Annotated in this window: 18 protein-coding genes; 6 read left to right on the top strand and 12 right to left on the bottom strand. The window is 72.8% G+C overall.

The annotated features are described in order from the left end of the window. Position 1 precedes the first annotated feature (1 nt). From MQV74_RS39425 to MQV74_RS39405, 5 genes are all read right to left on the bottom strand, one after another. Positions 2 to 1,795: an alpha/beta hydrolase family protein gene (locus MQV74_RS39425; protein ID WP_242728303.1), complete on the bottom strand. Its 1,794-nt coding sequence runs from the start codon at positions 1,793 to 1,795 to the stop codon at positions 2 to 4. Then, on the bottom strand, positions 1,792 to 3,069 hold the full coding sequence (locus tag MQV74_RS39420; RefSeq protein ID WP_242728302.1) for an MFS transporter: 1,278 nt from the start codon (positions 3,067 to 3,069) through the stop codon (positions 1,792 to 1,794). The genes MQV74_RS39425 and MQV74_RS39420 overlap by 4 nt, the downstream gene beginning before the upstream one ends. A gap of 484 nt (positions 3,070 to 3,553) precedes the next feature. Further along, positions 3,554 to 4,057: a hypothetical protein gene (locus MQV74_RS39415; RefSeq protein WP_242728301.1), complete on the bottom strand. Its 504-nt coding sequence runs from the start codon at positions 4,055 to 4,057 to the stop codon at positions 3,554 to 3,556. Positions 4,058 to 4,128: 71 nt separating this feature from the next. Further along, positions 4,129 to 5,637: an aspartate ammonia-lyase gene (gene aspA / locus MQV74_RS39410; protein WP_242728300.1), complete on the bottom strand. Its 1,509-nt coding sequence runs from the start codon at positions 5,635 to 5,637 to the stop codon at positions 4,129 to 4,131. A gap of 88 nt (positions 5,638 to 5,725) precedes the next feature. Beyond that, positions 5,726 to 6,775 carry an asparaginase gene (locus MQV74_RS39405; RefSeq protein ID WP_242728299.1) on the bottom strand — a complete coding sequence of 350 codons (1,050 nt, stop codon included), beginning with the start codon at positions 6,773 to 6,775 and terminating at the stop codon, positions 5,726 to 5,728. Between the two features lie 184 nt (positions 6,776 to 6,959). Here MQV74_RS39405 and MQV74_RS39400 point away from each other — a divergent pair, with 184 nt between their 5' ends. Beyond that, the gene (locus MQV74_RS39400) at positions 6,960 to 7,427 is read left to right on the top strand and encodes an Lrp/AsnC family transcriptional regulator (RefSeq protein ID WP_242728298.1); all 468 of its coding nucleotides are present in this window, start codon (positions 6,960 to 6,962) and stop codon (positions 7,425 to 7,427) included. A 115-nt stretch (positions 7,428 to 7,542) separates the two neighbouring features. Here the strand turns inward: MQV74_RS39400 and MQV74_RS39395 are convergent, their stop codons facing one another. Continuing rightward, complete coding sequence (locus MQV74_RS39395) at positions 7,543 to 8,922, bottom strand: RodZ domain-containing protein (protein WP_242729386.1); 1,380 nt, start codon at positions 8,920 to 8,922, stop codon at positions 7,543 to 7,545. Between the two features lie 461 nt (positions 8,923 to 9,383). Here MQV74_RS39395 and MQV74_RS39390 point away from each other — a divergent pair, with 461 nt between their 5' ends. Continuing rightward, on the top strand, positions 9,384 to 9,764 hold the full coding sequence (locus MQV74_RS39390) for a ricin-type beta-trefoil lectin domain protein (RefSeq protein WP_242728297.1): 381 nt from the start codon (positions 9,384 to 9,386) through the stop codon (positions 9,762 to 9,764). Between the two features lie 127 nt (positions 9,765 to 9,891). On the opposite strand, the gene MQV74_RS39385 is transcribed toward MQV74_RS39390, so the two are convergent. From MQV74_RS39385 to MQV74_RS39370, 4 genes are all read right to left on the bottom strand, one after another. Next, on the bottom strand, positions 9,892 to 10,692 hold the full coding sequence (locus MQV74_RS39385) for a maleylpyruvate isomerase family mycothiol-dependent enzyme (RefSeq protein ID WP_242728296.1): 801 nt from the start codon (positions 10,690 to 10,692) through the stop codon (positions 9,892 to 9,894). Positions 10,693 to 10,801: 109 nt separating this feature from the next. After that, on the bottom strand, positions 10,802 to 12,541 hold the full coding sequence (locus MQV74_RS39380; RefSeq protein ID WP_242729385.1) for an ABC transporter ATP-binding protein: 1,740 nt from the start codon (positions 12,539 to 12,541) through the stop codon (positions 10,802 to 10,804). A 255-nt stretch (positions 12,542 to 12,796) separates the two neighbouring features. Then, positions 12,797 to 14,359 (bottom strand): murein biosynthesis integral membrane protein MurJ, encoded by a 1,563-nt coding sequence (murJ, locus tag MQV74_RS39375; RefSeq protein WP_242729384.1) that lies wholly within the window; start codon positions 14,357 to 14,359, stop codon positions 12,797 to 12,799. 285 nt (positions 14,360 to 14,644) lie between these two features. Beyond that, entirely contained in the window at positions 14,645 to 15,304 is a 660-nt protein-coding gene (locus MQV74_RS39370) for an NADPH-dependent F420 reductase (RefSeq protein WP_242728295.1), read from the bottom strand. A 224-nt stretch (positions 15,305 to 15,528) separates the two neighbouring features. Here MQV74_RS39370 and MQV74_RS39365 point away from each other — a divergent pair, with 224 nt between their 5' ends. Next, positions 15,529 to 16,227, top strand: a complete 699-nt coding sequence (locus MQV74_RS39365) for a type 1 glutamine amidotransferase domain-containing protein (RefSeq protein WP_242728294.1) — start codon at positions 15,529 to 15,531, stop codon at positions 16,225 to 16,227. A gap of 235 nt (positions 16,228 to 16,462) precedes the next feature. Then, positions 16,463 to 17,335 carry an aldo/keto reductase gene (locus MQV74_RS39360; RefSeq protein ID WP_242728293.1) on the top strand — a complete coding sequence of 291 codons (873 nt, stop codon included), beginning with the start codon at positions 16,463 to 16,465 and terminating at the stop codon, positions 17,333 to 17,335. 9 nt (positions 17,336 to 17,344) lie between these two features. Here the strand turns inward: MQV74_RS39360 and MQV74_RS39355 are convergent, their stop codons facing one another. Continuing rightward, positions 17,345 to 18,592, bottom strand: a complete 1,248-nt coding sequence (locus tag MQV74_RS39355; protein WP_242728292.1) for an MFS transporter — start codon at positions 18,590 to 18,592, stop codon at positions 17,345 to 17,347. A 345-nt stretch (positions 18,593 to 18,937) separates the two neighbouring features. On the opposite strand from MQV74_RS39355, the gene MQV74_RS39350 reads away from it, so the two are divergent. Then, positions 18,938 to 20,461 carry a methionine--tRNA ligase gene (locus MQV74_RS39350; protein WP_242728291.1) on the top strand — a complete coding sequence of 508 codons (1,524 nt, stop codon included), beginning with the start codon at positions 18,938 to 18,940 and terminating at the stop codon, positions 20,459 to 20,461. A gap of 270 nt (positions 20,462 to 20,731) precedes the next feature. Beyond that, positions 20,732 to 22,084 carry a phosphatase PAP2 family protein gene (locus MQV74_RS39345; protein WP_242728290.1) on the top strand — a complete coding sequence of 451 codons (1,353 nt, stop codon included), beginning with the start codon at positions 20,732 to 20,734 and terminating at the stop codon, positions 22,082 to 22,084. 77 nt (positions 22,085 to 22,161) lie between these two features. Here the strand turns inward: MQV74_RS39345 and MQV74_RS39340 are convergent, their stop codons facing one another. Then, entirely contained in the window at positions 22,162 to 22,557 is a 396-nt protein-coding gene (locus MQV74_RS39340) for a RidA family protein (protein WP_242729383.1), read from the bottom strand. Between the last annotated feature and the right edge of the window lie 4 nt (positions 22,558 to 22,561).

Genomic DNA, 22,561 nt, shown 5'->3' with positions numbered 1-22,561 from the left:
CTCACTGATGGGCGGTGCGGTGCGCTGACCCCCTTCCGGGCGGAGGGGGGCGTCTGGGTGGGGTGGTGCCGCGGAGCTCCCGGTCGAGGAAGAGCACCGCGCGGCGCAGCACGGCCACGTGGTCGCCGCCGTCGTAGCCGTCGTGCCCGGAGTCCAGCCAGAGGGACTCGTGCCGGGCGCCGATGGCGTGGAGGACGCCGAGGTAGGAACGGACCTGTGCGGCGGGGCATTTGGTGTCGTGCGTGGCGGCGACGACCAGGAGCGGATCCTGTACGTGGACGGCGTACCGGATCGGGGAGCTGTGCGCGTAGCGTGCGGGTACTTCCTCGGGGGTGCCGCCGAACAGCCGCTCGTCCAGGGCGCGCAGGGCCGGGGTGGCCGAGGCGTGGGCGGCGGCGTAGTCGGCCACCGGCTTCACGGCGACGCCCGCCCGCCACAGGCCGGGCCGGGTGCCGAGGGCGAGCAGGACGAGGTAGCCGCCCCAGGAGGTGCCCCAGAGGCCGGTCGCGTCGGGGCGGATCAGGCCGCGCGCGACGAGGTCGGCCCGCACGGCGGTGAGGTCCTCGACCTGGGTGTGGCCGACGCCTTCGCCGAAGGCGCGCTGCCAGCGGGGGCCGTAGCCGGTGGAGCCGCGGTAGTTGACCCGGGCGACGGCGAATCCGGAGGCGACCAGGGAGTGCACGGTGCCGTCGTAGGCGTCGCGGTCGTGATCGGCGGGGCCGCCGTGCACCAGGAAGACGGCGGGGTGGGGCCCGGGGCCGTCCTCGGGGAGGCTGAGCAGGGTGTGCACCGGGCCGTCGGGGCCGGGGGTGCGGATGTCGCGCAGGGTGCCGGGGACGCGGCCCTCGACGGTGCCGAGGGGCGGCAGCGGCGTGCCGGCGGTGGAGGCCATCCGCGGCGGGTGGGCCGTGTCGGTCCAGAGGGTGTGCAGGTCGCCGCCGGGGTGCGGGGCGGCGTCCAGGAGGGTGCCGGACGGCGCGGGGACCACGTCGAGGGCGCGCCGTTCGAGGTGGGCGCGGTACAGCAGGGAGCGTCCGTGGCGGTCCTGGCGGATGAGGACGGACAGGCCGTCGGGGTACCAGCGGGCGGTGATCTGGGTGTCGAAGGCGCACCAGTCGTGCGTCACGGTGCCGGTGGCGGGGGTCCAGGTCTCCAGCAGATAGCGGTCGTCGCGCTCGCGGACGAGGAGCAGGGTGGCGTCCGGTCCCGCCGGTGCGAAGCCGAGGGCCCACAGCCTGCCGTGCGCGCCGTCGCCGGGCAGGACCGCGGCGTCGGTGCCTTCGGGGGTGAGGACCGTGACGGCGCGGGGCGAGTCGGCACCGCGCGTGAGGGCCAGCAGGTCGCCCGCCGGGGTGAGTCCGGCGAGCGCGGCGGGCCCCTCGACGCGCGTCACCTCGCGGCCGGGGCCGCCCCGGGACCCGATGTGGACGGCGGTGCCGTCGTCCAGGCCGACACCGACGGCGGCGATGGCACCGCCGGTGACGGCGAGGCCGCGCGCGGTGCCGTCCGGGACGCCCGCGAGTCCGGGCCGGTCGGGGCCGCCGGTGAAGGGCTGGAACCGCCAGTGGCCGACACCCCTGGCGTCCTCGGCGAACCACCAGACGCGGGCGTCCCGGTCGATCGCGCCGTGCAGGGTGCCGCCCGGCCTGTCGGTGACCTGCCGGGCCCGGCGGGCGGCGGCGTCCCAGGTGAAGACCTCGCAGCGGCCGTCGGCGTCGGCGGTGAAGACCATCCGGCGCGGGTCGGCGGCGCACACCTCGGGCAGCGCGGCCCGGTAGACCTGGAAGCGGCTCACGCGGCGGCCTCCGTGAGGGCGGCCCGGCGGGTGGTGTGCACGGCGAGGAGGGCGAGCAGGGCGGCGCAGCCGAGGGCGGGCGCCGCGGTGTCCACCCGGTCGGCGAACAGGCCCGCGAGGACCGGGGCGAGGGCCGCTGCTCCGCCGGACGCGGTGCCGAGGACCGCGCCGACGCGGGCCTGCACGGCGGGCTCGGCGACGAGGAGCACCCGCGCCTGGAGGACCACGGCGGCCAGCGGGATGACCAGGCAGACCGCGCCGAGCAGCGCGCCGTACGCCCACGGTCCGGTGGCGGTGGCGAGCGCCGCGGTGAGCGGGACGAGCAGCCAGGTCACAGCGGTGACGAGCCGGGCGGCGCCGACGCGGACCGCGACCTTCGGCGCGGCGAGCGAACCGGCGAGCCCCGCGCCGCCGGAGACCGCGAGCACGACGCCGAGCGGAAGCGCCCCCGTGCCGGAGCGCTCCAGGGCGAAGACGGCGGCGTAGTAGAGCGCGACGGCGACGCCGTTGACGAGGGCGATCCAGACCAGGACCAGGCGCAGCAGCGGCTGTCGCCGCACCAGGCGAAGGCCCGCCGCGGCCTCGCGGAACAGGCTGTCGCCCGAGGGCTCCGCCGGGGCCTTCAGGTCGGTGCGCATCGCTCGTACGCAGCTGGCGGCGACGGCGTAGGAGACCGCGTCGGCCAGGAAGGGCAGGGCGCGCGCGAGCTGGTAGGCGGCGCCGCCGAGGGCCGGGCCGAGGATCAGCGCGCCCTGGTCGGCGGCGGCGAGCCGGGCGACCGCGCGGGGCTGTTCGTCGGGCGGGCAGACCAGGGCGACGGTGCCGCGCGAGGCCGCCTCGTGACAGGCGGTGGCGAACCGCTCGACCAGGACGGCGCCGAGGAGGTGGGCGAGCGTGAGGTGCCCGAGCGCGAGCGTCAGGGCGACGGACCCCATGGCGAGCGCGGAGACGGCGGCGGACCAGAACATGATCGTCTTACGGGCGCCCCGGTCGGCGGGGACCGCGGCGAGCGGCCCGAGCAGGATCCCGGCGGCCAGCGACAACCCGGCCACGAGCCCGGCCGTCTGCGCGGAGTGGCCGAGCGCGAGGAGCAGCAGCGGCAGGACGACGCCGGAGGCCTGGGTGCCGAGGGCGTCGGCGGCGTTGGCCCACCAGAAGAGGCGGAAGTCGCGGGCGGAGAGCGAACCGGCGGAAGCGCGGGGGTCCTGGGGCGGCCGGGGCCGCGATACGTCACCGTGGCGGTCCGGTGTGTCCGCCTCCGTCTGTGGCTCCACGCAACCCCCTCACAACTGTGAATTGCCTGTGTAGAGATGTGCAGAAAGTGAAACGAGAGCGGGATCGTAGCCAGCCTCCGGAGCGCGCTACAAGACGCCGGGGTCGCTGACTGAAAAGCACCGTGGAGGGGCACGCAGGGGGCGCATCGGCCCGTACGCCAAGGGGAGCCGTGAGTTCCGTCAGGTTGCGCGGGACTACCGAGCCGCACGTGACGCGTGTGACGTGAGGGACACCGCGAGGAACGTCAACGTGTGGGGCGGACGGGGGCCGTGGGGTGTTCGCCAGCCGTCAACTCTGCTACGCAGAACGGACGTTGATGGTTCCATCCGAGCGTGAGGATGGCTGGTTCCCGACGGTACGGGAGGCTTTCGTCGACGGCCGGGAGGCACACCGCACCTGCCCCGGGAGGTGTGGAGGACTCGCCGGCTCCGCCAGGGATGGGCATCGACGACGCAGCCGGCGAGGGTTCGGGAGAGCGACGGGTCAGGCGTCCGGCGGCACGGCCAGGGTCCGCGCGACGTCTTCGTAGGCCCGCAACGTGTCCAGGAAGGTCTCGCGGCCCCAGAGGGCGAGACCGAGGAGCACGACGAGGACGGCGGTGACGTGGATCTCGCCGAGCGGGTCGGCGGCGTGGGCGCCGCGGAACCCTTCCAGGTCGCCGCGCGCCCAGGCGCGGACCGCCTGTGTCACGGTGAACTCGTAGACGGTGGGCGCGGCGGCGGCCACCTCGTCGGCGAGCCGCACCACTTCCCCGGTCCGCAGCTCCCGGCCCGTCAGCGCGACGAGGGCCAGCGTGGACCGCAGCAGCCCGCCGAGCACCGCGTACGTCTGCTGCCGTTCGGCCTCCCCGACGCGGGCCAGGGCTCCGGCCACGGCGGCGGCGTCGCCCGCCGCGTAGCCGCGGACCACGCCGAGGGCGCGGTCCGCGGCCGTGCCGGGCGTGCCCCGCCCGTCCCGGCCATCCGCTCCCCGCTGCCCGTCGCTCATGATCGCCACGCTAGTTCAGCGCGGCTCTCGCGGACTCCGTCCGGGGTCGCGGCCGAGCTCGGCCGAAAGCACTAGGACCAGCGAACGCGCTGGTCACAGGCGCCCGCGAGGCGTTCGGGGGTGAGCAGCTCGGCCAGCCGCTCGGCGGGCAGCAGGCCCTTCTCCAGGGTGAGTTCGGCGACGCCGCGACCGGTCCGCAGGGCCTCCTGGGCGATGGCGGTGGCCGCGGTGTAGCCGATGTGCGGATTGAGCGCGGTGACCAGGCCGATGGAGTTCTCCACCGAGGCGCGCAGTGCTTCGGTGTTGGCGGTGATGCCGCCGTCAGGACCCGCGACACAGCGCTCGGCGAGGGTCAGACAGGCCGCCCGCAGGGACGTGATGCTCTTGGACAGGGCGTGCAGGATGACCGGCTCGAAGGCGTTGAGCTGGAGCTGACCGGCCTCCGCGGCCATCGTGACGGTGAGGTCGTTGCCGATGACCTCGAAGGCGACCTGGTTGACGACCTCGGGGATCACCGGGTTCACCTTGCCCGGCATGATGCTCGAACCGGCCTGGACCGGGGGCAGATTGATCTCGTTGAGCCCCGCGCGCGGCCCCGAGGACAGCAGCCGCAGGTCGTTGCAGGTCTTGGAGAGCTTCACCGCGATCCGCTTGAGGACGCCGGAGAGCTGCACGAACGCGCCGCAGTCCTGGGTCGCCTCGATCAGGTTCGCGGACGTCACCAGGGGCAGTCCGGTGATCTCGCACAGATACCGGCGGGCCGTCTCGGCGTAGCCCGGCGGGGTGTTGAGGCCGGTGCCGATGGCGGTGGCGCCGAGGTTGATCTCGTGCATCAGCTCAACGGCCTCGGACAGACGGCCCCGGTCCTCCTCCAGCATGACCGCGTACGTGGAGAACTCCTGGCCGAGGGTCATCGGCACGGCGTCCTGGAGCTGGGTGCGGCCCATCTTCAGGACGTCCCTGAACTCCACGGCCTTGGCGGCGAACGCGTCCTGGAGCACGGCCATGGCCTGGAGCAGCCCGTGCACCGCCGTGATCGTCGCGATGCGCAGGGAGGTCGGGTAGGCGTCGTTGGTGGACTGGCTGAGGTTGACGTCCTCGTTGGGGTGCAGATGGGCGTACTCGCCCTTGGCGTGGCCGAGGAGTTCGAGGCCGCGGTTGGCGACGACCTCGTTGACGTTCATGTTCGTGGAGGTCCCGGCGCCGCCCTGGATGACGTCCACGACGAACTGGTCGTGCAGGTGCCCCGCCCGGATCTCCCCACAGGCGGCCACGATGGCGCGGGTCTTGTCGGCGGACAGCAGGCCCAGCTCCTCATTGGCCCGCGCCGCGGCCTCCTTGACGGCGGCGAGCGCGTCGACGAGCTGCGGGTACACGGAGATCGGGACGCCCGTGACGGGGAAGTTCTCCGTGGCGCGCAGCGAGTGGATGCCCCAGTACACGTCCGCGGGCACGTCGCGCTCACCCAGCAGGTCGTGCTCGCGGCGGGTGCGCGGGGGCCCGGCCGGGGTGTTCGTGGCGACCGCGCCGATCGGACGGTCGGATGCGGCTTCGGCGGCGGGCCGGGCGGGGGCGGTCATGGGGTGGTCCTTTGTGTCCTGTTGTACGAGGGGTGGTGCGGGAACGCGTGCGAGAGCGGAGGGAGAGGGACGGGCGCGGGTACGCGCGTCAGGCGGCCGAGGCCGACGCCCGGCCTTCGCCGTCGTCCGGAGTGCCCAGGAGCTGTCGCAGCAGCGCGCCCCGCCGCTGGGGTGCGGCGTCCGCGAGCAGCGCGGCGAGCACGGCGATGCGCGCCTGCCCGGCGCGGAGGGTGCCGGTGAGGACGGCGCCCGCGGCGACCAGGTCGACCGCGCCGCCGCCGGTGTAGATCTCGGCGACCGGGCCGGAGTGCACCCGGGTGGTGAGGGCCACCAGGACGCCGCGGTCCACGGCCGCCGCGACGGCTTCGGCGAACCGCGGTGTCGCGTTGCCCGCTCCGGTGGCGACGAGCACGATGCCCCGCGCCCCGGCGGCGACCGCGGCGTCCAGGAGCAGCGGATCGGCGTCGCAGTGGTGCATCACGATGTCGACGCGGGGCAGCGGGTCCGAGCCCACGGGCGCGGGCAGCGGCAGCGGCTCGGGCCGCTCGGGGCGCCGGTCGACGTCCACACGCCCGAAACCGAGCCGCCCCACGGCCTGCCCGGACGGGTCGGCGAACGGGTGCGCGGCCAGGGTGCGGGTCTTCACGGTGCCGCGCGCCGCGTGCATCGTGCCGTCGAAGACGACCAGGACCCCCATGTCCCGTACGGTCGCGGCGACTTGCAGGGAGTCGTACACATTGCCCGGCCCGTCGCCGTCGGCGGCGCCCAGCGGGCGCTGCGCGCCGGTGAAGACGACCGGGCGCGGGTCGTCGTGGTGCAGATCGACGAAGAAGGCCGACTCCTCCAGGGTGTCGGTGCCGTGCGTGACGACGACCCCGGCGACGCCGGGGTCGGAGAGCGCCTCGCGCACCGCGCGCAGCAACGTGAGCTGCCGGGCGGAGGTCATGCTGGAGCTGTTCACGTTGAACAGGTCGACGACCTCGACCGTGACGCCGTCCGGCACGGCGGCCTGGGCCAGGACCTCGCCGCCGGAGGCGTCGGCCGCGTACCCGGCGCCCTGCCAGCGGCTGGCGATGGTCCCACCGGTGCTGATGACGACGACCCGCCGCGGGGCCGTCGGGGATGCCAGCTGCGTCATCGGCGCGGGCCTGCCTCTCCATGAGTCGGGAGTGCGGTCGGCGCCCCTCGTGGTGCCGCGCGGCCGCATCGATCGACGGCCCGAGGTTCACGGACAGTCACGCCGCAATAATAGGCGAGCGACCGCGCAATCCGATTGCGATATCAACCCGTAGGTGCCGCTTCCAGTAGTGCAGAATTGCGTCATGGACCGAATCGACCTCGACATCTTGCGCGAGCTCCAGCAGGACGGCCGCCTCAGCAACCAGGAGCTGGCCCAGCGCATCGGCCTCAGCGCGTCGCCCTGCATGCGGCGGGTGCGGCAGCTGGAGCAGGACGGCGTGATCCAGGGTTACCGCGCGGTCGTCGACCCGGAGGCGGTCGGCCGCGGCTTCGAGGTCCTGGTCTCCATCGAGGTCCGCCGGGACCGGGAGACGGTCGAGGCGTTCGAAGCCGCCCTCCAGGACATCCCCGACGTCATCGAGGCGTACCGCCTCTTCGGCAGCCCCGGCTGTCTCCTGCGCATCGCGGTCGCCGACCTGGCCGCCTACGAACGCCTGTGGATCGAGCGGCTCACGACCCTCGACGGGGTCACCGAGGTCAACTCCCAGATCATCATGAAGCGCATCAAGGAACCTCGCGGCCTTCCTGTGGACCGGGTGCCGAGGTCCTGAGCAGCTGCTCGGGCTCCCGGGATCCGAGGCGCCCGGAGTCGGCGCGGAAGGCATGCAGCCCGCCGCCGTCGGGGTCAAGGCCGAGCTCCCGACCAGCACGGATCAACGGTCGAGCTCAGTCGCCTCGGTCGTAGACAAGACGCTCGACCTGGCCCGGCGTGAATTCGTTCGGGATCTCCTTGCCGTTGACGACGAGGTGGACCGCGGAGGCATCACCGAGGACCAGCTCGATGCGGCGTTTGTCGGTGAATTCCTTGGTCTCGCCGCTTTCCAGCCTTCCGTCGAACAGGCTCCGCCCGTCGTGGCCCTTCGCCGAGATCCAACTCTCCTCGCTGTCGGCGCTCACCACGACAGTGACCCGGTCCTTGGGTACTGCCCCCGGGCGGGGCGACGAGGGCTCGGACGGCGGAGCGGACGCCCGCGGGGTGGTCCGCCGGGAATCCGAGGCGGTGGCGGGAGGGCTGCCGCTCTTCTTGTCGTCCCCTTGCCCCCTGAGGGCGAACAGACCGCCCGCAAGCGCGCTCGCCACGGCCGCTGCCACGATCAGCAGGGTGATCACGCGGGGCTTGCGCGACGCGGCGGGCCGAAGAGGTTCGTCGCCGCGGCCGGGAACGTCGGGTGCCAGGGCCGGAACCGGTGGCACGGCGCGCGGCCGCTCAGGGGCGGCGAGCGCCACGGTGTTCGTGTCCGGTACGGGCTCCGGGTCCGGCCCCAGCGAGGCCAGGAGCGTCTCGGGCGCGGGACGGTCAGCCGGATCCTTGGCCAGGCAGGCGGCGACCAGCACCCGTAGCCCTTCCGGCAGCGCGGAGAGGTCCGCCGGTTCGTGCACCGCCCGGTACATCAACCCCATGGGCGTTCCGGCCCCGAACGCACTGCCTCCGGCCGCCGCGACGAGCACGGCACCGAACGCGAACACGTCGGCGGCGCCGGTGACCCGGTCACCCCGGGCCTGCTCGGGCGCGAGATACCCGGGCGTGCCGAAGGCCGCCCCGGTGGCGGTCAGCCGGGTGGCCTCCACGGCCCGCGCGATGCCGAAGTCGAGGACGCGCGGGCCGTCGTCCGCCATGATGATGTTGCCCGGTTTCAGGTCCCGGTGTACGAGCCCGCAGGCGTGGACGGCGTGGAGCGCCTCGGCCAGGGCTGCCCCGAGGGACCTCAACCGCTCTTCGTCCAAGGGCCCGTGCCGCTCGACCAGCTCGGCGAGCGTGGGCCCGGGGACGTACGCGGTGGCCAGCCAGGGTGACTCCGCGTCGGGGTCGGCGTCCACGACCGGAGCCGTGTGGAAACCGCCGACCCTGCGGGCGGCCTCGACCTCCGCGCGGAACCGTTCACGGAAGTGCGGGTCGGCCGCCAGCTCGGAGCGGACCACCTTCACCGCGACGGCCCGACCGCCCGGTGAGCGGGCGAGGTAGACCTTCCCCATGCCGCCCGCGCCGAGCTCCCGCTCGACGGCGTAGACGCCGATCCGCCGCGGCAGGTCCGCGCCGTTCTCCATCACCTGCACGCCTCCCCCTGCGCACGGTCGCCCGTACGCGACGCCGTCCGGTCCGCCCCGGCCGGACTCCGGTCCCGCATGTCCGTCCAGCAGCGTAGACGACCTCACGGCCCGGCAGTCCGGGACGCCGGACCGGACAAGCTCAAGACGCCGTCGCGGAGCGCAAAGTGAAGGGATGCCGAAGAAGAGCGGGCCTCTCGTCGCCCATCCCCGCACGGGGAGGTGAATCTTCACCGGTGCTTCGCCGATCCCCACCCCTTTCCTCAGGTTCTCCTCCCCTTCGCCCTCAATGACCTGCCGGGCAAACCCCTTAGGTTTTGCGCATGCACACCACACGGGTAACGCATCGTCTGAGTACCGGAGTCGCGGCTCTCGCACTGGCAGGGGGGATCTGCGTCCTGCAGCCCACCTCCGCCCAGGCGGCTCCCGCCGCCGAGTACTGGACTTTCAGGAACATCTACTTGAGCGGCAACCAGTGCCTCACCGGCGGGAAGATCAACGGCGGCAAGACGAGCGTCTTCATGTCCAAGTGCAATGGAAGTAATTTCCAGCAGTGGGACTGGCGTGGCGACGACCCGGGCGGGCTGCCGATGAAGCAGCTCCAGAACAAGGCGACCGGTCTCTGCCTGGCCACCGACAACAAGAGCTGGGAGAACAACGCCGTCTGGACGAGCCGGTGCGAGTGGCGGGACGGCATGCGCTTTCACTACGACGCCGACCAGAAGTACTTCATGTCGGCACTGACCAGCTACAACGTCTATCTGACCGCCCGTGAGTCGGGGGCGGTCTACAGCACATCGGACAATGACGCCGCGGGACACTCGTGGTTCGGATCGCACTGAAAGCCTTCCGCGCGCCCGGCCCTTTCCCGGGGCTCGCCGAAGAACACCTCCGCCAGGGACCAAGGGCGGGCGAAGCCCTCGCCGACGTCGGCTCGCCCTCCCCCTCCCTCCCGGCCCACGGGCCCGCTCACTTCCGCAGCCAGTAGCTCACCGTCTCGCGCCACTGCTCGAACAGGGCCCGGTCGCCGATGACCTCGGGGCCTTCGGTGAGGGCCGACTCGCGCTGGTAGAGGGCCAGTAGCAGGGCGGTGGCCGGGCCGCGGACCGCCACCGCGGCCTTCTCGTGCACGGGCCGGGTGGTGATGGCGTCGCCGGTGAGGTCGACGAACCACTCCCCCGCGCTCGCGGGCTCGGCGTCGGTGGCGTGGAAGTGGACCGTGCGGCCGGGGCCGAGGAGGGCACGCAGGTGCTCCTCGGACTCGTAGACCTGCGGCAGGACGGTGAACTCCATCCACTCGCCGACGCCGATCAGCGCGACGTCCGTGGCGAGGGTGTACGGGCCGCCGACGGCGACGGCCGCGTCCGCACGGTGCAGGACCGTCTCGAGCAGCATGCGCCGTGCCCAGAACTCCGGGGTGCCGCCGGGCGCGGGCGTCCACACCGGGGCGTCGGGCCCCACCTCGCGCAGGGTGTCCGCGAGCCGAGCCGCGCCCTCGACCACCCAGTCCGCGAGGGCGGCGGCGTCGGCGCGGTCGTCCCCGGCGACGTCGTCGACCTGGTCGTGGGGCACCGGTCCGCTCGCCCGGGTGCGGACCACGGCCTCGGCCCAGCGGTGCGCGCCGCCCACGTGCCGCAGGAGGTTGCCGAGGCTCCAGCCGGGGCAGGTCCGCACCGGCACGGCGAGGTCGGCGTCCTTGACCTGGGCCCGCAAGTGCTCGGCCTGCGTGCTGATTTCGGATACGTGACGATCGAAGGTCACCTTGGTCATGGCCTCACGGTAGATCATGCCGTCGGCGCTCGGCGCGCGCTTTAATCCCGCCACCGCCCACACCCGTTTCCGCCACCGCCCGGCACCGGATCGCTCCACCGCCCGGGCCTCATGAGGCGGTCGCCAGGAACTGCGTGGCCGCGAGCTCGCCGTACAGCGGGTCCGCCGCCACGAGTTCGTCGTGCGTGCCCGTCGCGCGGACCCGGCCCGCGTCCATGACGACGATCTGGTCGGCCAGCGTCACCGTCGACAGGCGGTGGGCCACGACCAGGACGGTCACCTCGCGGGACACCTCGGCGACGACGTCGCGCAACGCGAGTTCGTTGACCGCGTCGAGCTGCGAGGTGGCCTCGTCCAGGAGCAGCAGCCGGGGCTTGCGCAGCAGGGCGCGGGCGATGGCCACGCGCTGGCGTTCGCCGCCGGAGAGCTTGGAGCCGCGGTGGCCGACCACGGTGTCGAGGCCGTCGGGCAGCCGCTCGACGAGGGCGTCGAGCCGGGCCCGTACCAGGACGTCGCGCAGGTCGGCCTCGGTGGCGTCCGGGGCGGCGAAGACGAGGTTCTCGCGCAGGGTGCCCGCGAGGACGGGGGCGTCCTGCTCGACGTAGCCGATGGTGGCGCGCAGGTCGGCGAGCGGCCAGTCCTGTACGTCCTTGCCGTCGACGAGGACACGGCCGCCGGTGGCCTCGTAGAACCGCTCGACGAGCCCGAACACGGTGGTCTTGCCCGCGCCGGACGGGCCGACGAACGCGGTCATGCCGGGGCCGGGGACGGTGAAGGTCACGCCGTGGTGGACCAGGGGCAGCCCCGCCTGGTAGCGGAAGGTGACGTCGTCGAAGGCCACGGCGGCGGGGGTGCTCTCCGCCCCGGCCACGCGCGGCGCGGGCTCGTCGAGCTCCTCGGTCTCCATGCGCTCGGCCCGCACGATGCGGGCGACGGCGGCGGAGCCCACCTGGTACTGGGTGACCGCGTCGACGAGCCGGCTCACCGGGTCGATCAGGTAGAAGAGCAGCATCAGGAACGCCACCAGGGTGGCCACGGAGATCGCCTCGGAGGCGACGCGCGCGCCGCCGACGCCGAGCACCGCGAGGAACGACACCTGGATGGCGAAGCCCATGGAGCTCCACGCCACGGCCTGCCACTTGGCGGACTTCACGCCGTAGCGCCAGGCCTCGTGGGCGGCCTCCTCCACGGCGGCCGTCTCGCGCCGCTCGGCACCGGAGGCCTTCAGGGTGCGGAAGGCGCCGAACGCGCGCTCCAGGGCGGTCGAGATCATGCCGACGGCTTCCTGGGAGCGCTCGGTCGCCTTGGAGATCTGCGGCATGACGAGGGCGGTGGCACCGCCGATGAGGACGATCACGCCGAGGGTGACGCCGAGCAGCACCGCGTCCATGAAGGCCATCATCACGATGGTCGCGATGACGGTGAGGGCGCCGGAGAACGCCGACACCACCGACTGCGTGGTGACGGCCTGCAGCAGCGTCGTGTCCGAGGTGACGCGGGACATCAGGTCGCCGGGCTGTACGCGCTCGATCTCGCTGACCTTCAGCCGAAGGAGTCGGCGTATCAGGGAGCGCCGGGAGTCCAGGACGACGGACTGGGCGGTGCGTTCCAGGATGTAGCTGCCGACGGACTCGACGGCGGTGCCGATGACGAGGAGGCCGGTGAGCAGGATCAGGATCGAGGAGATCGACTCGTCGTCGGACAGCCGGTTGACGAGTTCCTCGATGGCCACGGGCTGGGCGAGGCCGGTGGCCGCGCCGATGAGGGTGAACAGCGCGCCGAGCGCCACCGCGCCGCGGTGCGGCCGGAAGTGCCGGTAGAGCACGCTCCAGGTCTCCTTGGCGGGCAGCCGCTCGGGTCTGCCCGCCCCGCTCTCGTCCTTCGCCCGCTCCGCACCACTGTGTTCGGTCACGTTTTGCTCAGCCTTGGTCTGCTCGGTCGGGTCTCTCTCGGCACGGGGCCGCTTGTCGAAGGAGGGATCTGCACCAGTCACACCTGGCAGGACGCAGCACGGGGGCACGTTGCCTGACACGCCCCCACGAACACCGACCACCGATTTCCAGCCACCGGACACGGCCCGGACCGCGGGCCGTCCACGCGCCTCTCAGCGCAGGCGCAGCCGCAGCTCACCGACCCGCAGCAGCCGGGCGAGCAGCAGATAGCCGAGGACCATCGCAGCGGCACCGGTGGTGAGCGCGAGCGCGGTCCGCAGCGTGCTCGCGGCCCCTCCGGACGCGAGGCCGTGCGCGACGGCCCAGGCCAGCGCGCCCGCGGGAGCGGCGGCGAGGCCGAGCTTGCCGTAGGTGCGCAGCAGCCGCCTGCCGTCCATGCGACCGCCGAGGCGCCTGCGCAGCAGGCGTGCGGTGAGCAGCAGCCCCACGGCGTACGACAGCGTGTACGCCCCCGCCATGCCGACGACGGCCCAGCGCGCCGGGAGGAGATGGTGACAGGCGGTGGCCAGGGAGATGTTGACGGCGGCGATCCACGCGGCCATCCAGAACGGCGTGCGCGTGTCCTCGAAGGCGTAGAAGCCGCGCAGCAGCAGGTACTGGGCGGAGAACGGGATCAGGCCGAGGCCGAACGCCTGGAGCATCTGACCGAGCGGCTGCGCGGAGGCGGCGTCGGCCGTGCCGTGCCCGAACAGCAGGGTCGCCGTCTGCGGGCCGAGGGCGAGGAAGAAGAACCCGGCGGGCACGATGACGACTCCGGTCAGGCGCAGCGCGCGCGACAGCTCACCGCGCAGGTCCGCGGTGCGGCCCTGGGCCGCCGCCGTGCTCAGCCGCGGAAGCAGCGCCGTGACCAGGGAGACGGTCACGATGGACTGCGGCAGGAGCCAGATGGTCTGCGCGTACGAGTAGGCCGTGTACCCGGCGCCCGCGGTGGGCAGGCGCTGGTCGGCCGCGTTCGCGTAGTTCGTGACGACGGTGAGCGCGATCTGGTTGGCGAGGACGAACAGCAGGGTCCAGCGGGCCGCCCGGGCGCTCTTGCGCAGGCCCGCGCCGCGCCAGTCGAACCGGGGCCGGAAGCGGAAGCCCGCCGCGCGGACGTAGGGGATCAGGGCGAGGGCCTGGAGGGCGATGCCGCAGGTGGTGCCGAGACCGAGGAGCCGGACCTGGCTCGCGGTGATGTCCCCGACGCGCTCCGGCGCCGCCATGAGGCTCAGATAGGCGCCGAACATGCCGATCAGGACGACGTTGTTGAGGACGGGCGTCCACATCATCGCGCCGAACTTCTCCCGGGCGTTGAGGACCTGCCCCAGCATGCCGAACATCCCGTAGAAGAAGATCTGGGGCAGCAGGAACCGCGCGAAGACGACAGTGAGCTCGTACGCCTCGTGGGTGTCCGGGGTGTCCCGCATGTACAGGCCGACGATCTCGGGAGCCGCCCACACCGCCAGTGCCGTGCCCGCGGCGAGCACGCACAGGACGAGCGTGACCAGGCGCTGCTCGTAGGCCCGGCCGCCGTCGGGGTGCGTGGTCCGGGCCCGGACGAGCTGCGGCACGAGCACCGCGTTGAGCGCGCCGCCGATCAGCAGGGTGTACAGGCCCGTGGGCACGGTGTTCGCCGTGTTGTACGTGCTGGCCAGCAGGCCGGTGCCGAGTGCGGCCGCCTGGAGGACCTGGCGGATGAGGCCCGTCGCGCGGGACACGACGGTGCCCGTCGCCATCAGGAGCGAGGACCGGGCCAGGCCGCCGCCCTTTCCGGGCCGGGCAGCGCCCTTCCTCGCCTTGGCGCCGCGTCTCCCCGGTTCGGCGCCGCGCTTCGGCGCGGCGTGCCGCCCCCTGCTGCCGCCGCGTCCCCTTCGCGCGTCCCGCTCCGACCGCTGTTGCCGCTCGCCCGGCGGTGAGACCGCCGGGCCGTTCGTCCCCTCCGTCATCGTGCCAATCTACGCATGGGGCATCAGGGGGCGATCAGGGGACGGGCAGAGGACGTCGAACCTGGCGGCCGCGGTCTACGCCCGGAAGGTCTCGGGCCGTTCCGGGCTCGCCGTCGCCAGGGCCTTGGTGACCTCCGCCGTGCCCGCTCGCAGGCCGTAGACGGGGGTGTCGGGCTGCTGGCGCCAGGAGTCGTCGATGCCGCCCGCGTCGACGGTGTCGAAGCCGAGGGCGTCGATGAGGTCGCGGGCGGTGCGCTTCGCCGCCTCGTCGTCACCGGCCACGGGCAGGGCCAGGCGGTCGGGGTCGCCCGCGGGCAGGGGCTGGTCGAGGATGTCCTGGGCGTAGGTGCCGTTGAACGCCTTGATGACCGGGTGGCCGATGTGCTGCTCGGTCCAGCGGCTCTCGGGCAGGCCGTTCTCGATGGCCTCGATCTTGCCGTCGCGCTCCTTCGGGTAGTAGTTGCCGGTGTCGATCACGACGAATCCGTCGGCGGCCCCGTCGAACAGACCGGACGGCAGGTCGGGGATGTTCTTGAGCGGGATCGTCACGACGACGACCTCGGCGCCGCGCGCCGCCTCGGCCACCGGCACGGGCGTGGCCCCGGTTTCCTCGGCGAGGGCGGTGAGCGTGTGCGGGCCGCGGGAGTTCGCCACGGACACGTCGTGGCCGAGCGCGGTCAGACGGCGGGTGAGGTTCCCGCCGATGTTGCCCGCGCCGATGATGCCGATCTTCATGAGGTCCTCCAGGCAAGAACGCGTCACGGCCCGTTGCCGTCGACGCACGTGTGCCTCCAACCCCCGGGCCGGCCGGTCTATTTCCCTGGTGAACGGAGGATGAACCGGGGCTCGGACCTGTCGTCGCCCCGCGTCGGATATTCCCTTCCAGCCATTGAATGTCCTATGGCTGCGACTGGCTTTCCTATTGGCTCCCTATGGACAGAGCGGCCTACCTTCGGGGCATGTCGAAGATTCTTTTCGTGATGACCGGCGCCGCTCACTGGACCCTCGCCGACGGCACCCCGCACCCGACGGGCTTCTGGGCCGAGGAGGCGGTGGCGCCCTACGCGGCCCTCAAGGCCGCGGGCCACGAGATCGTGGTGGCCACGCCGGGCGGTGTCGTACCTCCCGTGGACCGGGCGAGCCTCGCGCCGGAGGTGAACGGCGGCGAGCAGGGCGCCGCCGACACCGCCGCCGCGCTCGCCGCGTTCACCGAACTCCGCTCCCCCGTCCCGCTGGAGGACGTGGACCCGGACGCCTACGCCGCTGTCTTCTACCCGGGCGGCCACGGCCCCATGGAGGACCTGGCGGTCCACGCCGCCTCCGGCAGGCTGCTCGCCCGCGCGCTGGAGTCGGGCACACCGCTCGCCACCGTGTGCCACGCCTCGGCGGCGCTGCTCGCCGCCACCACCGCCGACGGCACCAACGCCTTCGCGGGCTACCGCCTCACCGGCTTCACCAACGCCGAGGAGGCCCAGGCCGGTCTGGCGGACAGGGCGGCGTGGCTGCTCCAGGACCGCCTCGTCGAGGCGGGCGCCGCCTTCGAGGAGGGCGAGCCGTGGGCCCCGTACGTGGTCGTCGACCGCAATCTGATCACCGGTCAGAACCCGGCGTCCTCCGCCGCGGTGGCCGCCGAGCTCCTGAGGCACCTGGACGGCTGAGGCCCCGGCCCGCGGGCCCCGGGCCAGGGGTGTCCTGTCCGACGTGACGCCCCACCAGCACGTGAGGAGCGGTGGCCGGGCTCCGGCCGACGGGCTGCCGGTGCCCGGCCGAAGCCGCTCTTCACCCCTTCTTGCGCATAGGTTCGGTGTTACACACCTCGTGTCACCCATGCCGTGTCGTTCGTACGTTGTGATCCCCATGTCGCGATCCGTACGCTGTGAAAGGACCGCCCCCATGAGCACCCCGAACACCCCGCGCCCCGCCGCCGCCTCGGGCACGTTCGCCCTCGGCGGCGACCTGCCCGTCCACCGCCTCGGCTACGGCGCCATGCAGCTGACCGGGCCCGGTGTCTGGGGCGAGCCCGAGGACCGTGACGAAGCCGTACGCGTGCTGCGCCGCGCCGTCGAGCTCGGTGTGACCTTCATCGACACCGCCGACTCCTACGGCCCCTTCGTCAACGAGGTCCTCATCAAGGAGGCGCTGCACCCGTACGCCGACGACCTGGTCATCGCGACCAAGGCCGGTTTCACCCGCTCGGGCCCGGGCGCCTGGCACGCGGTGGGGCGCCCCGAGTACCTGCGCCAGCAGGCCGAGCTGAGCCTGCGCCACCTCGGCGTGGAGCGCATCGACCTGCTCCAGCTGCACCGCATCGACCCGCAGGTGCCGCTCGCCGACCAGGTCGGCGAGCTCGCCCTGCTCCAGCAGGAAGGCAAGATCCGCCACATCGGCCTGTCCGAGGTGACCGTCGAGCAGTTCGCGGCGGCCCGGGAGATCGCGGAGATCGCCTCCGTGCAGAACAAGTACAACCTGGCCGACCGCGCGTCCGAGGACGTCCTGGAGTACGCCGAGCGCGAGAACATCGCGTTCATCCCGTGGTACCCGATGGCCACCGGCGAGCTCGCCCGCCCGGGCGGCCCGCTCGACGCCGCCGCGAAGGAGCACGGCGCCGCCCCCTCGCAGCTCGCCCTCGCCTGGCTGCTGCGCCGCTCCCCTGTGATGCTCCCCATTCCGGGCACGTCCCGGGTGGCGCACCTGGAGCAGAACACGGCGGCCGCCGGGATCACCCTGACCGACGCCCAGTTCGAGGCGCTCGCGGCTGCGGTCTGACCCCTGCCGTCACCGGTCCCGGCGCTCACCGGCCACGGTGGGCGCCGGGCCGCTCACCCGGCCCGCGCCCCATGCGAGCAGCACCGCCGCAGCGGCGACCGCACCCCCGCAGACCATCACCGCGGCCGCCGACGCCCGGTCCACCACGGCGCCGCCCGCCAGCGCGCCCAGCGAGAAGGTCGCCTGGAAGGAAGCGGTGAAGAGGACCGAGGCCGCCTCCGGCGCCCCGGGCGCCGCGACGGCGAACCAGGTCTGCGAGCACACCGGCACGGCACCGTACGCCACGCCCCACACGACGAGCAGCACGACCGCGCCGCCCGCCCATCGCCCGGCGACCGGAAGAGTCAGCGTGGCCAGGGCGATCAGCCCCGCCGCGACGGCGAACGCGGCACGCGGCCGACGCGCCGCCACCGCCCCGCCCACGAAGTTCCCGACGACCCCGGCCGCGCCGTACGCCAGCAGGAACAGGGTCACCAGACCCGGGCTCACCCGCGTCACCTCGCCCAGGAAGGGCGCTACGTACGTATAGGCGCCGAAATGCGCGAGTACGACGAGGAACGTCATGAGCAGCGCCAGCCGGGTGCCGGAGCGCCGCAACAGCCCGCGCAGGATCCTCGGGTGGACGGGTTCGGCGGGCGGCAGCGCGGGCAGCAGCACCAGCATCGCCAGCCACACGGCCACGGTCAGGACCGCCATGGCGGCGAAGGCGGTCCGCCATCCGGCCACGTCCCCGATGTAGGTGCCGAGGGGGACGCCGAGGACCGAACCCAGGGGGACGGCCGAGAAGATGACCGCCTTGGCCCGCCCCACCGACTCCCGGGGCACGAGGCGTTCGGCCAGACCGGCCGCGATCGACCAGAAGCCGCCGATGGTGACGCCCACGGCGACGCGGGAGACGAGCACGAGCCAGTAGACGGGCGCGGCCGCCGCGAGGGCGCTCGCCCCGGCGAGCAGCAGCATGAACGCGCCGAGCATCGTGCGCCGGTCCACGCGCCCGGTCGCCATGGTCACGACGGGCGCGGACAGCGCCGCCAGCAGGCCGGGCATGGTCATCATCAGCCCGGCCGTGCCGTCCGTGACCCGGAAGTCGCGGCCGATGGCGGGAAGCAGGCCGATCGGCAGGATCTCCACCGTCACGATGGTGAAGATCCCCAGCGTGACAGTGGCGACGGCCAGCCAGCGCACCAGCGGAGGCCGGTCGGCCGCGGTGGGTCCGTCAGGGGCGGGCAGGGCTGCGGCGGCGATGGCGGAAGGCATGGGTCCGTCCTGGTGAGGGGCTGATCTCGAACCTCAGTCCAGCAGGGACGCGGCCTGCGGTCTGGCAGGTACACGACGCCGTGGTCCGCCCCGCGCGCCCGCACACCCCCGGAGACCGTCACGCGCCCACCGCCGAGCCGCTCCCCACCCCGCCGGAAAATCCCCGCCCCCGCACCACGGCGGCTGCTAGCATCCCCACCATGATCACGTCCGAGTACCTCTTCGCCATGATGCCCCCGCAACGGGGCTGCTGATACCGGACGTTCGCGTTTCCGAGGCCCCGAGTCGGGGCCTCGTTCCGTTTCCGAGCGGCTTCGGAGCCCCGCCTCTCCACTGGAGGTTCCGATGACCACACCCCGTACGTACGTCACGACGACGATCCCCTACGTCAACGCCCGCCCGCACCTGGGCTTCGCCCTCGAACTGGTCCAGGCGGACGTCCTCGCCCGCCACCGGCGCCATCGGGGCGACGAGGTCCGGCTCCTGACCGGGACGGACGACAACTCCCTGAAGAACGTCCTGGCCGCCGAGGCCGAGGGCCTGCCCGTGCAGGACTTCGTCGACCGCAACGCGGAGGCCTTCGAGGCGCTGCGCGAACCGCTCGCCCTGTCCTTCGACGACTTCATCCGCACCAGCCGCGACCCGCGCCACCGCGTGGGCGTGGAGCACCTGTGGCGCCGGTGCGCGGCCTCCGGGGATCTGTACCGCAAGCACTACGAGGGCCTGTACTGCGTCGGCTGCGAGCAGTTCTACACCCCGGCCGAACTCGTCGAAGGGCGCTGCGCCGAGCACGGCACCGAGCCGCAGCTCGTCGCGGAGGAGAACTGGTTCTTCCGTCTTTCCCGGTACGCGGACCGGCTGCGCGCGCTGATCTCCTCCGGCGAGCTGCGCGTCGAACCCGCCGCGCGCCGCAACGAGGTGCTCGCCCTCATCGACGGCGGCCTCCACGACTTCTCGGTCTCCCGCTCGCACACGCGCGCCCGGGGCTGGGGCATCCCCGTCCCGGACGACCCGAGCCAGGTCGTGTACGTCTGGTGGGACGCCCTCGGCAACTACGTCACCAGCCTCGGCCACGGCACCGACGATCCCGCGTACACCCGCTGGTGGGAACGGAGCACCCGCCGTGTCCACCTCGTGGGCAAGGGCGTCGTGCGCTTCCACGCCGTCTACTGGCCGGCCATGCTCCTGTCGGCGGGGCTTCCGCTGCCCACGGACGTCCTCGTCCACGACTACCTCACCGTCGACGGCCGCAAGATCAGCAAGTCCAGCGGCACGACCGTCGACCCGGCGGAGCTGGCCGCGGCCTACGGCACGGACGCGGTGCGCTGGTGGCTGCTGCGGGACGTGCCGCGGGTCGGGGACGCGGACTTCACCCGGGAGCGGCTCGTCGCGCGGGCCGACGCCGACTTCGCCGGGGGCCTCGGGAACCTCGTCAACCGGGTCGTGACGATGGCCCACCGCTTCCGCGACGGCCGCGTCGCCCCCGCGCGGGGCGCCGTCGCGGGCACCGAGCGGCTCGACGCGGCCTGTCGCCGCGTCCAGGACGAGGTCGACGCGGCCCTGGCGGACTTCGACTTCCGGCGGGCGACGGGCGCGGTGTGGCGGATCGTGGAGGAGGCCAACCGCTGCGTCGACGCGACGCGCCCCTGGGAGCTGGCCAAGGCCGAGCGCGCCGGGGACCGCCTCGCGGGCGACCGTCTCGACGCGGTTCTCGCCGCCCTGCTGCACGCCTGTCGCACGCTGTCCGATCAGCTCGCCCCCTTCGTACCGGAGTCGGCGGCCCGCGTCGCGGCGCAGCTGGCCGAGACCGACGGCCGCGTCCCGGCGGCGCGGCCCCTGTTCGCCCGGATCGAGGGGCCCGGGGACTGAGATCCGGACGGGCCCGGCTGACGCGTGGTGCTCTCGATGCCCCGGGGGTGTCGAGAGTTTCACGATCACCGTTAGGCACTGGACTTTCGAGCACAGGATCGACTTACCTTCTTACAGCCCGTGACCAGGGAAACCCACCCACGTCACTCCGATAGCATGATCGGACTCACGACCACCCGCTGCCCGCCCCAACCGGAAACCCGTGCCACGCGGCACAAAGAGCGAACCGTTTAGTCAACATCTACCAAATCGGCCAAACAATTGATATCCATGGTATCGCGGTTGATCTCGCGAATTAACTGCAGAATTTCTTTCGCCGCGTGGCGTCAACCACGGGTGATCCTGTGGACCGCCGCGGGCGTGGTGACCCTCGGCTTCCTCATCGCCCTTGAAATCACCGCGCGCCGCTACGGCCTTCCGGGGCCTCTCACCAATCAGGTGCAAGAGGTGATATATCCGCCCGCGTCGGGGCCCCTGCTGTATGCCGGAATGGCCTTGATGATGGTGGTGCTCACCTGGCGGGAAAGGTTTGTCGCGCTCGGCATCGCGGTCGCGATCGACATTCCCTTCTTTCTGGTGCGATGGGCACTCGGCGAGAAGCTGACTTTCGGCAACGGCGCGCTGTGGGTGGTTCTCGGCTACGCGGTCTTCGCGGTCACGCGCCGCACCGGCAAGGAGCGCATGCTGCTGCTGAAGGGCGTCGGCCTCGGCCTGCTCCTCGTGGCGGGCCGCAAGACCGGTGACGCCTGGCTGCTCATCACGTCGAAGACCCGGCCGACGGTCCTCGACCAGTACCTGGCGACCGCCGACCACGCGCTGGGCAATCCGTCGTGGCTGGTGGGCCGCGTCATCAGAGCCACGGGGCCGTTCGGCGAGCACTTCCTGGACTTCGTGTACGTCCAGCTGGCGGTGGCCGCGGTGGTCGTCGCGGCGTACCAGCTGCGGAACGTGGCGGCCGAGCGCCGCTTCCCGCGCCACCACCTGGTGCGCACGTTCCTGGTGATCGGCCTCCTCGGGCCGAGCATCTACATGATCTTCCCGGTGGTCGGGCCGATCTTCGCCTACGGCACGGGCGCCTTCGGCACCGGCGGCGAGCACTGGGCGGTGGCCAACATCTGGCCGGACACCCTCCCCGGCACCACGCCGGGCCCCATGACGTACGACGAGATCACCCCGCGCAACTGCATGCCGAGCCTGCACACCGCGTGGGCCACGATCATCTTCATCCATTCCCGCAAGGGGCCGCGGGCGCTGCGCTACGCGGGCACCTTCTGGCTCGTCGCCACCCTCACGGCGACGCTGGGCTTCGGGTACCACTACGGCGTGGACCTCATCGCCGGTGTGGTGTTCGCGCTCACGGTCGAGGTGGCCGTGCGCTCCTTCGCTCTCGGCTGGGACCGGTCCGCAATCCAGCTCGTCGCCCATGGCGCTGCGGTGTTCGCCGCGCTCTTGGTGTCCTATCGGTACTTGGCCGTGGAAATGGCCACATACCCGTGGCTCTTCGGACCGCTCCTCATTCTCGCGATGTCCTCCGTGATCTACGGATACATACGGACCACCAAACGCTCGGATCCCCAGCCCGCGCGCTCCCTCCAGGCGAAGCCGCAGCCCGAATTGGTGTAATCCCTCGGCAGTGGACCGTGAACCACACCCCCCCAGAGCCCACCCGCGCCCGGCCGTGCGCGAGTGGGCTCTGTCGTTCACGCGACGGCGGTTCCCTCCAGCTCGACCAGCTGGCCGGGAACGGCCAGCCGCGTCACTCCGAGCATCGTGGTCGCAGGCGCCACCCCGGCGGCACCAAGGCGGGCCGCCAGGACGCCGTAGTGCTGGAGCAGCAGGTCGACGTCCGTCGTGTGGACGTTGAGCCGAACCAGGTTCGGCAGCGCCATGCCGGCCTCGCCGAGCACGGCCTCCACGTTGTCGATGCTCAGCGCCAGCTGCGCCGCCATGTCCCCGTCGTGCTGGGGCTTGCCGTCCCCGTTCATCGCGGTCTGCCCCGAGACGTACAGGGTCCGGGTGTGCCCGGAGACGACCTCTCCCTGGTTGAACCCCATCCCCACCGACCACGTCACCGGATTGACCGCCGTGCGCTGCAGCGTC

The organism is Streptomyces sp. AN091965 (assembly GCF_022698285.1).
GTDB lineage: Bacteria > Actinomycetota > Actinomycetes > Streptomycetales > Streptomycetaceae > Streptomyces.
Note: the sequence above shows the minus strand (reverse complement) of the source record. Positions and strands in the feature narration are given on the sequence as shown.

Bases quoted from the DNA above. Each gene is read 5' to 3' on its own strand.
- MQV74_RS39360 (WP_242728293.1), top strand. From the start codon at position 16,463: ATGAGCACCCCGAACACCCCGCGCCCCGCCGCCGCCTCGGGCACGTTC.
- MQV74_RS39365 (WP_242728294.1), top strand. From the start codon at position 15,529: ATGTCGAAGATTCTTTTCGTGATGACCGGCGCCGCTCACTGGACCCTC.
- MQV74_RS39370 (WP_242728295.1), bottom strand. From the start codon at position 15,304: ATGAAGATCGGCATCATCGGCGCGGGCAACATCGGCGGGAACCTCACC.
- MQV74_RS39400 (WP_242728298.1), top strand. From the start codon at position 6,960: ATGGACCGAATCGACCTCGACATCTTGCGCGAGCTCCAGCAGGACGGC.
- MQV74_RS39395 (WP_242729386.1), bottom strand. From the start codon at position 8,922: ATGGAGAACGGCGCGGACCTGCCGCGGCGGATCGGCGTCTACGCCGTC.
- aspA (WP_242728300.1), bottom strand. From the start codon at position 5,637: ATGACCGCCCCCGCCCGGCCCGCCGCCGAAGCCGCATCCGACCGTCCG.
- murJ (WP_242729384.1), bottom strand. From the start codon at position 14,359: ATGGCGACGGGCACCGTCGTGTCCCGCGCGACGGGCCTCATCCGCCAG.
- MQV74_RS39345 (WP_242728290.1), top strand. From the start codon at position 20,732: ATGGTATCGCGGTTGATCTCGCGAATTAACTGCAGAATTTCTTTCGCC.
- MQV74_RS39405 (WP_242728299.1), bottom strand. From the start codon at position 6,775: ATGACGCAGCTGGCATCCCCGACGGCCCCGCGGCGGGTCGTCGTCATC.
- MQV74_RS39385 (WP_242728296.1), bottom strand. From the start codon at position 10,692: ATGACCAAGGTGACCTTCGATCGTCACGTATCCGAAATCAGCACGCAG.
- MQV74_RS39415 (WP_242728301.1), bottom strand. From the start codon at position 4,057: ATGAGCGACGGGCAGCGGGGAGCGGATGGCCGGGACGGGCGGGGCACG.
- MQV74_RS39355 (WP_242728292.1), bottom strand. From the start codon at position 18,592: ATGCCTTCCGCCATCGCCGCCGCAGCCCTGCCCGCCCCTGACGGACCC.
- MQV74_RS39350 (WP_242728291.1), top strand. From the start codon at position 18,938: ATGACCACACCCCGTACGTACGTCACGACGACGATCCCCTACGTCAAC.